The 8,250-nt window shown below is 62.5% G+C and carries 8 protein-coding genes; 4 read left to right on the forward strand and 4 right to left on the reverse strand.

What is annotated here, in order from left to right; translation table 11 throughout:
* Positions 1-110 precede the first annotated feature (110 nt).
* Genes ACIU1A_RS03865 through ACIU1A_RS03880 form a run of 4 tightly spaced genes read left to right on the forward strand, consistent with a single transcriptional unit; the run spans position 111 to position 4,547 of the window.
* Positions 111-1,217 carry a tungsten formylmethanofuran dehydrogenase gene (locus ACIU1A_RS03865; RefSeq protein WP_404926653.1) on the forward strand — a complete coding sequence of 369 codons (1,107 nt, stop codon included), beginning with the start codon at positions 111-113 and terminating at the stop codon, positions 1,215-1,217.
* On the forward strand, positions 1,211-2,842 hold the full coding sequence (locus tag ACIU1A_RS03870; protein WP_404926654.1) for a formylmethanofuran dehydrogenase subunit A: 1,632 nt from the start codon (positions 1,211-1,213) through the stop codon (positions 2,840-2,842). Before ACIU1A_RS03865 ends, ACIU1A_RS03870 begins: the two co-directional genes overlap by 7 nt.
* Positions 2,830-3,738 carry a formylmethanofuran--tetrahydromethanopterin N-formyltransferase gene (fhcD, locus tag ACIU1A_RS03875; RefSeq protein ID WP_140515165.1) on the forward strand — a complete coding sequence of 303 codons (909 nt, stop codon included), beginning with the start codon at positions 2,830-2,832 and terminating at the stop codon, positions 3,736-3,738. The genes ACIU1A_RS03870 and fhcD overlap by 13 nt, the downstream gene beginning before the upstream one ends.
* A complete protein-coding gene (locus tag ACIU1A_RS03880) occupies positions 3,735-4,547 on the forward strand; it encodes a formylmethanofuran dehydrogenase subunit C (protein WP_140524691.1) in 813 nt (270 codons plus the stop codon). Before fhcD ends, ACIU1A_RS03880 begins: the two co-directional genes overlap by 4 nt.
* Positions 4,548-4,661: 114 nt before the next feature.
* Here ACIU1A_RS03880 and ACIU1A_RS03885 read toward each other — a convergent pair whose 3' ends face one another.
* The 4 genes from ACIU1A_RS03885 to ACIU1A_RS03900 all read right to left on the reverse strand — a co-directional run bounded on the left by ACIU1A_RS03885 (position 4,662) and on the right by ACIU1A_RS03900 (position 8,249).
* Complete coding sequence (locus tag ACIU1A_RS03885) at positions 4,662-5,417, reverse strand: GGDEF domain-containing protein (protein ID WP_404926655.1); 756 nt, start codon at positions 5,415-5,417, stop codon at positions 4,662-4,664.
* Between the two features lie 104 nt (positions 5,418-5,521).
* Positions 5,522-5,986, reverse strand: a complete 465-nt coding sequence (locus tag ACIU1A_RS03890; protein WP_404926656.1) for a thermonuclease family protein — start codon at positions 5,984-5,986, stop codon at positions 5,522-5,524.
* A 242-nt stretch (positions 5,987-6,228) separates the two neighbouring features.
* A complete protein-coding gene (locus ACIU1A_RS03895) occupies positions 6,229-7,392 on the reverse strand; it encodes an ABC transporter substrate-binding protein (RefSeq protein WP_404926657.1) in 1,164 nt (387 codons plus the stop codon).
* 488 nt (positions 7,393-7,880) lie between these two features.
* Complete coding sequence (locus ACIU1A_RS03900) at positions 7,881-8,249, reverse strand: hypothetical protein (RefSeq protein WP_140498145.1); 369 nt, start codon at positions 8,247-8,249, stop codon at positions 7,881-7,883.
* Between the last annotated feature and the right edge of the window lies 1 nt (position 8,250).

Consider the following 8,250-nt stretch of genomic DNA (forward strand, 5'->3'; position numbering starts at 1 on the left):
GGAGTTTGTTGATAGCGTATGAAAACATTCGTTAATCTGCTGGTAAGCGGGGTTCACGGCCAATCCAGTTTCGTCTAGGATCGGGCCGGCACCAGAAAGTAGTGTAGCGAATGGCGGTTGCTTGGATAGGCAACCGGGAAGCGCTGGTCGAGCGCGCGGCTGCGCATGCCGCGTCGCTGTTATCGTCAAGCCGGTGCCCGGTTTTCAGCTTTGATACGGACATACACGGCACGAGGGCGGCGATCGCGCTGGCCGAGCGGCTTGGCGCGGCATACGATCACACCGACGGCGCGGCACTTGCCCGAGAGACCATGCTTTTTACCGACAGGGGCGCGATGACCGTCGCCCCTGGGGAGACGCGCCGGCGTGCCGATATCGTGGTGATCGTGGGCGAACTCGCACAAACCCATCATGATCTTGTTGCCGAACTCGCTGGCACGGTTCCCGATCTCTCGACCAGGCCCGATCTCTCGACCGGGATTGAGCGCGAGTTCTTCCTGGTGGGATCGAACGGGGTGTCCGCGCCGCCGTTGAAAAACGGGCGCAAGGCAACGCTCCTTTCCTGTGGCCAGGCTAGCCTCGGCGCCACGCTGGCGGCGCTGAGGGCGCAGTACAAGGGGCGGCAAACATCGCGACCGGTGTCGAACTTCAACGATTTCGCCAAGGCTCTGGCGGCTGCGCACTTTCCCGTGTTCCTGTTTTCAGGCCACGCCACCGATGGGTTGGCGTTGGAGATGCTGCAGGGGCTGATCGCCGATCTCAATCGCAAATCACGTGCATCTGGCCTTCATCTGCCCGCGAGCGAAAACGGGTGGGGAAGCGTGCTCGCCTCGACCTGGATGACAGGTTTTCCATTGCGCACGGGCTTTGCGCGGGGCTTCCCGGAATTCGATCCCTGGCGTTACGATGTGGCGCGCATGATCGCCGCCGGCGAAGCCGACCTGCACCTGCGGATCTCCGCCACGGTTGCCCAACTCCCGAGAAAAAGGGGACGCATGGCACTGATTGCGCTGGCTAAAACGGAAGAGCCGGTCACAGGCGCCGCGGTCACCATCGCCATTGGCGAAGCTGGAGTCGATCACGATGCGGTTGTCTATTCCAGCCGTACCGGCTCGCTGAAGTTGACTGATACCTGCGCTGCTTCGAAATTGCCCTCCGCCGCGACGATCATTCGCCTGGTCGCCAGTCGGGTTTTCGCCGAGGCATTGCCATGCTGACGAAAATCGCCAACGGCGACATCGTCGACCCCGTCAACAGCCGCCTCGGCAAGGGCGACCTGTGGATCAAGGACGGCAAGATCGTCGCGGCGCCGGCTGACGGGGTGGCCGACCGGACCATCGAAGCCGCCGGCTGCATCGTGATGGCGGGCGCCATCGACATCCACTCCCACATTGGCGGCGGTAACGTGAATACCGCGCGGCTTCTCTTGCCCGAACAGCATGCCGCCCATCAGGCCCGACCGGCGACCACGCCGCTCTCCAATGCCGGCTGGTCGACCTTCCAGACCGGCTGTCTCTACGCCAAGATGGGCTTCACGACGGTCGTCGAACCGGCGATGTCGCCGGGATCTGCACTCCACACCCATCTCGAGCTGGCCGACATCCCGATCATCGACAAGGCGACGCTCGCCATTCTCGGCAACGACGACTTCCTGCTGTCAATGATCCGTGACGCCGCCACACCTCAAATGATCGAGGACTATGTCGCCTGGACGGTCGCCTCGACGCGAGCGCTCGGGGTCAAGGTGATCAACGCCGGTGCAGCGGCCGCCTTCAAGGAAAACGCACGCACGTTCGCGCTGGACGATGTGGTGCCTTCCTACGGCGTCAGCTCGCGCAACATCGTCAAGACGCTGCAGGCCGCCGTCGACAATCTTGGCCTGCCGCATCCTTTGCATGTCCATTGCAACAATCTGGGCATCCCCGGATCTGCGGACACGGCGGCCGCGACGATTGCGGCGGCGGATGGGCTGCCGATGCACCTCGCCCACCTCCAGTTCTATGGCTATGGCACGGAAGGAAAGCGCAGATTTTCCTCCGCCGCCGCGCAGCTTGCCGAGCTTATCAACACGACTCCGGAAGTCACCATCGATATCGGTCAGGTGATGTTCGGCCAGACGGTCACGGTCTCCTCCGACGTCATGCGGCAGTTCTCGGCGCGGGGCAGTGCGCATCCGAAAAAGTCCGTCATTCATGACGGGGATGGCAATGGCGGCGGCATCGTGCCCTACAGCTATGGCAAGGACTTCTATGGCACGATGCAGTGGGCGATCGGGCTCGAGCTTTTTCTCCTCATCGACGATCCCTGGCGTGTGTTCTTCACCACCGATCACCCCAACGGTGCACCCTTTACCGCTTATCCGGCTCTGTTCGAGCTGCTGATGAGGCGGGAAGCACGCACCGAAATGGCCGCTGGACTTTCACGATCCGCGTTAGCGCTCTCTACCCTGTCCGCAATCGACCGCGAATACACGTTCGAGGAAATCGCCATCATGACGCGTGCAGCGCCGGCCAGGCTGCTCGGGTTGACGGATCGAGGCCATCTCGGCGTCGGCGCGATCGCCGACATCGCTGTCTATCGCAGGAACGAAAGTATCGCGAAAATGCTCGGACAGGCGGCTTATGTTTTCAAGGATGGCGATCTCGTCGTGCAGGACGGGGAGATCATCCATTACCGCTGGGGCAAGGCCCTCAGGCTTAATCCACCTGTGGACAAGGCGATGGTGCGGCGTCTGGAGGACTATCACCAGCAGCGCTACGGCCTGTCCTTAGATTGGTTCAATTTCCCGGATTCCGCGATTGCGCGTGAACAGCCATTCGGCGAGGTGCCATGCCGAACGTGAGCGTAAATGGCGTAACGATCGACGATACTTTTGCCGAAGCCTTTGGGATGCGGGCAACCGCCATCATCATCACCGCGCCGAACCGGAAATGGGCACGGCAGGCGGCGATCACGATGACCGGCTTCGCCACCTCGGTAATCGGTTGCGGCTGCGAAGCGGCAATCGATGCCGACCTGCCGCCGTCAGCCACCCCGGATGGCCGGCCCGGCTGCCGCGTGATGATCTTCGCGATGGGAACCGATGAATTGCAGAAGCAACTGCTCAATCGCGTCGGGCAGTGTGTTTTGACTTCGCCGGGCTCCGCCTGCTTTGCCGGGCTGGAGGGCAGCGCCAAGCTCAAGCTCGGTTCGGCACTGCGTTATTTCGGCGACGGCTGGCAAATCTCCAAGAAGATCGGCGACAGGCATTTCTGGCGCATTCCCGTCATGGATGGTGAATTCCTCTGCGAGGCAACAACCGGACTGACGAAGGAAGCCGTCGGCGGCGGCAATTTCTTTGTCATGGCCGAAAGCAGCGCCAACGCATTGGTCGCGGCCGAGGCCGCGGTCGCCGCGATCGGAATGGTGCCCGGTGCCATCGTGCCGTTCCCGGGCGGCATCGCCCGTTCGGGTTCCAAGATAGGTGGCAAATACAAGGGCATGATCGCCTCGGCCAACGAAGCCTACGCGCCGACACTGCGCGGTGTGGTTGCGAGTGAGCTCGGCCCCGACATCAACGCCGTCCTGGAAATCGTCATTGATGGTGAGACCAATGATGCCGTTGCCGCGGCGATGAAGGCCGGCATCAAGGCCGTCATCCAGATCGGACCGAAGAAAGGCGCGGTTCGCATCGGCGCCGGCAATTACGGCGGCAAGCTCGGTAAGTTCATCTATTCGCTGAAGGATATGTTGCCATGAAGGCGCTGACCTTCACTCTTGTTGCCGAACCGCCTGAGCGCCTCGACCTGTCGCCGCTGACGCCGGAGCGGCTTGCTGGGAGCGAAAGACGGGATATCGAAAAAATCCGGATCGGCATGTCGAAGCACGGATCGAAGGTGGGCGACATTTTTCGCCTCGCCGGCAGCGATCCGCTAAGCATCGTGTTCGAAGGTGGAAGCACGCGCCTCGACCGGGTGGCGCAAGGCATGGGAGGTGGATCGGTTCGCGTGATCGGCAATACTGGCGCGCAGGCCGGGCGCGCCATGCGCAGCGGCAAGCTGACGATCGAAGGCAATGCGGGGCCGCACGCCGGCTCTGGCATGCGCGGCGGCAGGCTGGAGATAACAGGTAATGCCGGCGATCACCTTGGTGCGCCGCTCGTCGGCGAACTGGCCGGCATGAATGGCGGCGTGCTGATCGTCAGGGGCAGGGCGGGCGCCTTCGCCGCGGACCGGATGCGGCGCGGTCTGATCTCGGTACTGAAAGGCTCGGGCGACTATGCCGGCAGCCGCATGATCGCAGGCACGCTGGTGGTAGCCGGTGGCATAGGTGAAATGCCCGGCTACCTGATGCGTCGCGGTTCGATCCTTCTTGATCGCGCGCCAGGACATCTGTCGCCGAGCTTCGTCGAGTGTGGCGCGCCCGAGAGCGTTTTTGCCACCATCATCGATCGTCATCTGATCGCCGAAGGCATTTTGAAACGGCCGCTGCTGGGGAGCGCACCACATAAATATGGCGGCGACAACGCGGTGCTTGGAATGGGCGAGGTTCTCTTTCCGCGCCGATGAGGTTTCCGGCAACGAGATCGATCAAGTGCTTGTGCCTGTCGAGCGGCCCTGCTCGCTGAGCTTTAGGAATGTGTCCAAACGTCGATTTGCCGCCAGTTATTGGCTTCGCCAAGGTTAAAGCGGCCTACTGGAGACCTGTAGGGCGCGTTTCGGCGGATGCGCGGGCGGATAATTGCGCTTCCGCTGAGCGAAACATGTCCTCGAATCCAAGCTCGGTTTCAAACACGGTGCTTCCCAGGCTGATCGCCAGAACGTCCTCGGTCCCCTTGGGCGCGAAATAGACCCGCGCGACGCTTGCCCGAATGCGCTCGCCAATTTCCGCGGCCTCCGCTTCGGTCGTACCTGGAAGAAAGACTCGAACATCGATGTTCCTATGCGACCTACCATATCCTCCTTGCGGACCGAAGACTGAATGGCCGATGCGACGAGCCGCAAGGCCTCATCGCCCCAATCTGGGCCGAAGCGAAGATTTATGGAGCGAAGGTGTTCGGCATGAATCACCAGGAAGGCGCCCGAGCGCGGCCCTGGCGCTGACGGCCTGGCCGCGCGCCGCTCGACCATCGAGGTGAAAACCGGGCCGTTCAGGCAGCCTGTCACCCTGTCATAGGTCTCGGCCCTGTTGAGCTCCCGCCGGTAGCCGCGGATCTGGGCCTGCTTCAAGCCGATCAATACGAAAAGCGGCAGACCGATGATCAGAGGCAGCAGCACCGCAGTGACCATGCTGCGCCCGAACGGCGTCAAGACATCGCTGAACAACAGCAGATAATTGAGGCCCACGGAGAGGGCAAGGCTGCCAACGGTCCCCAGGAAGGCGAGCCACGCGACACCCTTCCATACCGGCTCGGTGGCGGTCGTTTCGGCTTGTGCCATTACCAATCTCCTGTCAGATCGGCGAGCATAGCGCCGGCATGCGCAATTTCAGTTGCGGCAAACCATACAATTTGATCGATGTGCGAATCGTGAATCGATTTCGCCTATCGCGGCGGGCCGAAAACTCCCACCTCCGCGTCCTCGGCGACTGCTTGCGCCTTGCCATAGATGCCGGTGGGCAGCGCGATCGCCCAGCCGTTGGACACAAGCCAGGCGCCGACATCCTGCTTGCCAAGGCTACACGGCGCGGCAATGGCAAAACGTTCGATCTCCGGCGGCATGAAGCACTTCAGCGCGCGCCCACGCAGCCAGGAGTTGAAGGCGGCGCGTGCGCGCTGGCCGCAGGACCAAGCGACATCGTGAAACGAGCAGGTGGCTTCCGGTTCTATGCTGGCCACACCACTGACGGCCACTTTGCGTCCCATGGATTCGAAAGTCGCCGATGACGTTGCCATTGGCCGGAAGAGCAGGGTTTCGCGCCAGTCATCTGGCATGGGCGTTTTAGGGGGCACGGCGAGGCCGAGGTCGCCGAGCGGCGGCCGGGCTTCGATCCGCTCGATCTCGGGCAAGGTCAATCGACGGCAGCGCGACAATGCCCTCGGCAACCCTGCGCGCTTCTCGCCATCTTCCGTCGAGAACAGTCGTCTGCGACCGGGCTGGTTGCCCGGCATTCTCGACACGAGTCCCAAGGGCAGGCCTGTCGGTCGCAAGCAAGGCTCCGGCATGCATGATCAGGGCAATCCCGAACAGCAGCTCGAGGCCTCCGACCGTAATGACCAGGCGGGCCAGCACAGCGTTCGTTACCGGACGGTCAGAACCCTGAGGTCGATTTGGCAACCAGTTTGAGCGCACCCTTTTCTATCCGATAGAATGGCATCGATCTTTGGCTGGATCCATCGGCGCGAAAGCGGAACAGGCCGGTCGATCCGCGAAATCCGCTCGGATTTTCGAGCACCTGTTTGCTGAAACCGTCAGGTCCGACCGCGCTGGCAATTCCGGCAGTCAGCGCAACCATATCATAAGCGTAGGCTACGTTGACGTCGGCGGGATAATTGTATGTCGTCCTGAAGCGCTCGGCGATCGGCCCGGTTTCGCCCGGATCGAGCGTTGCGATATAGGCTCCATCGAACGATGGTTCCATGGGATGCTCCAGCCAACGGCTGGTTCCGACGACGGAGGTCGCCTTGCCCGCAATGTCCTTTGATTTGAGGGCGGCAAGGATAGGCGAGGGGCTGGCATCGCCGCTGGCAATGATGACAGCGTCGGGAGTGTCCACGAGCGAGGCCATTTCGTCGACCGCCTTGGCGGCGCCGTCGCCGGCCGAATATGGAACGGTGACGGCGAGCGTCGCGCCATAGATGCTGAGACTGTTGGCGACCCGCTTCTCGACCGTGCTGGCGTTCGAGCCACCCGCGACAAACAGTACGAATTTTTTTCCGCCTTTCGCGGCGATGCCCGCGGCGCCCGCCGCCGCACTGTCCGCTTCGCTGAGGCGCACGGCATAAACACCGGCGCCGCCCGCGAAATTGTCGGCAAGCGCCAGCACGGGCGGCCGCTTCGATCCCGACAATGTGGCGATATGCTGGGCTGCCGGCAGTTCGGTCGGCCCGATGACGACTTTCGTGCCGGTCGTCAGGGCTTGCAGCGCCAATTTGCCGGCCTGTGCGTTGTCGCCCCTGGTGTCCTCCACCGTCAGCGTAAGCAATCCATTGCCGATATCGGTCATCGCGAGCTTGGCGCCATCGAGCATCTTGCGGCCATTTTCCCCCGCCGTTCCCGGGGCGGATAATGGCAATAGCATGGTAGTTTTCGTCGAACCGGTACCCATCGACTGGGTTGCCTGGGCCGGGCCGGCGGCCGGGGCGCCGTCCTGCCCGGCAGGCGCGGCAATCGCCGCGGGATCGAGCGCTTCGGTAACGCCCCCTTCGACTGGCAGCCCGACAATACCGCGGCGAGCGCGAAGGCGGTTGCCCAAATCTTCAGCCCACGGACCCGTCGGCCAGCTTCCATGATTGCCCCACCCTGTTCACCGCCGGCTTATTATTCCCGGTCTGGTCTCCGACGCATGTTACGGCGAACTGGTCGTGCCGTCCTGTTTTTCTTCAGCCGCCGAAGAGCCGGGCCCTCAGCGCCCCGACCCGTCGCGCTTGCCCTGAGAAGGTATCGCGGTCCGACGAAAACGCGGAAACGCCGAACGTCGCCATCGGCAACGGCACGGTCGGCTGATAGCTCGCGAACGCCTTGAATGTCTGTCGCATACCACACTGCGGTTGCGTCACAATGGGATCGGCTGCGCCGAGCCGGACGACGGAGGTTGTGCCATGGGAGGCTGCTCCAGCCGGTCGGCGCAAGCCAGCGTGACGACTTGGCCAATGCCGGCCAGGGCGATCGTTGCGGCGATCGCCTTCAGGAGTTGATCCGTCCGCTGCCATGGTGGCCAACAGGCGCAGGTTGCCTATCCGGTCAGTGCATGTACTCGACCATGCGATCGTGGAAACACTCGCATTTGTTGAGCGTGTCCTCGTCCTTGTAGTTCGTCTTCAGATAGCCGTAAGCCATGCCGCAGGCGACCTTGGCTTCCGAGGCCCAGACGAAAACCGGCCGGGACGAATTGATCCATTCCGAGCTGTTTGCGACGGCGACCGACTCGTCCATCAGCTTCACCACCTGATCCCTGAGATCGACGATGTTGTCGTTCAGCACTAGGTTGGAGGTGCCGACGACACCGCAATAATCGCCCGTGGGTCCTTCGATGATGTCGGCGGCATTGAGGCCCGTCGACAAGATCGACAGCAGACCGGCCCCGAAAGCCACCCGCAAGATTCTGTTCATG

This window comes from Mesorhizobium maamorense, from assembly GCF_044998965.1.
In the GTDB taxonomy this organism is placed as follows: Bacteria; Pseudomonadota; Alphaproteobacteria; order Rhizobiales; family Rhizobiaceae; genus Mesorhizobium.

Coding starts and splice junctions, on each gene's coding strand:
- fhcD (WP_140515165.1), top strand. CDS start 2,830: ATGCCGAACGTGAGCGTAAATGGCGTAACGATCGACGATACTTTTGCC.
- ACIU1A_RS03870 (WP_404926654.1), top strand. CDS start 1,211: ATGCTGACGAAAATCGCCAACGGCGACATCGTCGACCCCGTCAACAGC.
- ACIU1A_RS03900 (WP_140498145.1), bottom strand. CDS start 8,249: ATGAACAGAATCTTGCGGGTGGCTTTCGGGGCCGGTCTGCTGTCGATC.
- ACIU1A_RS03885 (WP_404926655.1), bottom strand. CDS start 5,417: ATGGCACAAGCCGAAACGACCGCCACCGAGCCGGTATGGAAGGGTGTC.
- ACIU1A_RS03865 (WP_404926653.1), top strand. CDS start 111: ATGGCGGTTGCTTGGATAGGCAACCGGGAAGCGCTGGTCGAGCGCGCG.
- ACIU1A_RS03880 (WP_140524691.1), top strand. CDS start 3,735: ATGAAGGCGCTGACCTTCACTCTTGTTGCCGAACCGCCTGAGCGCCTC.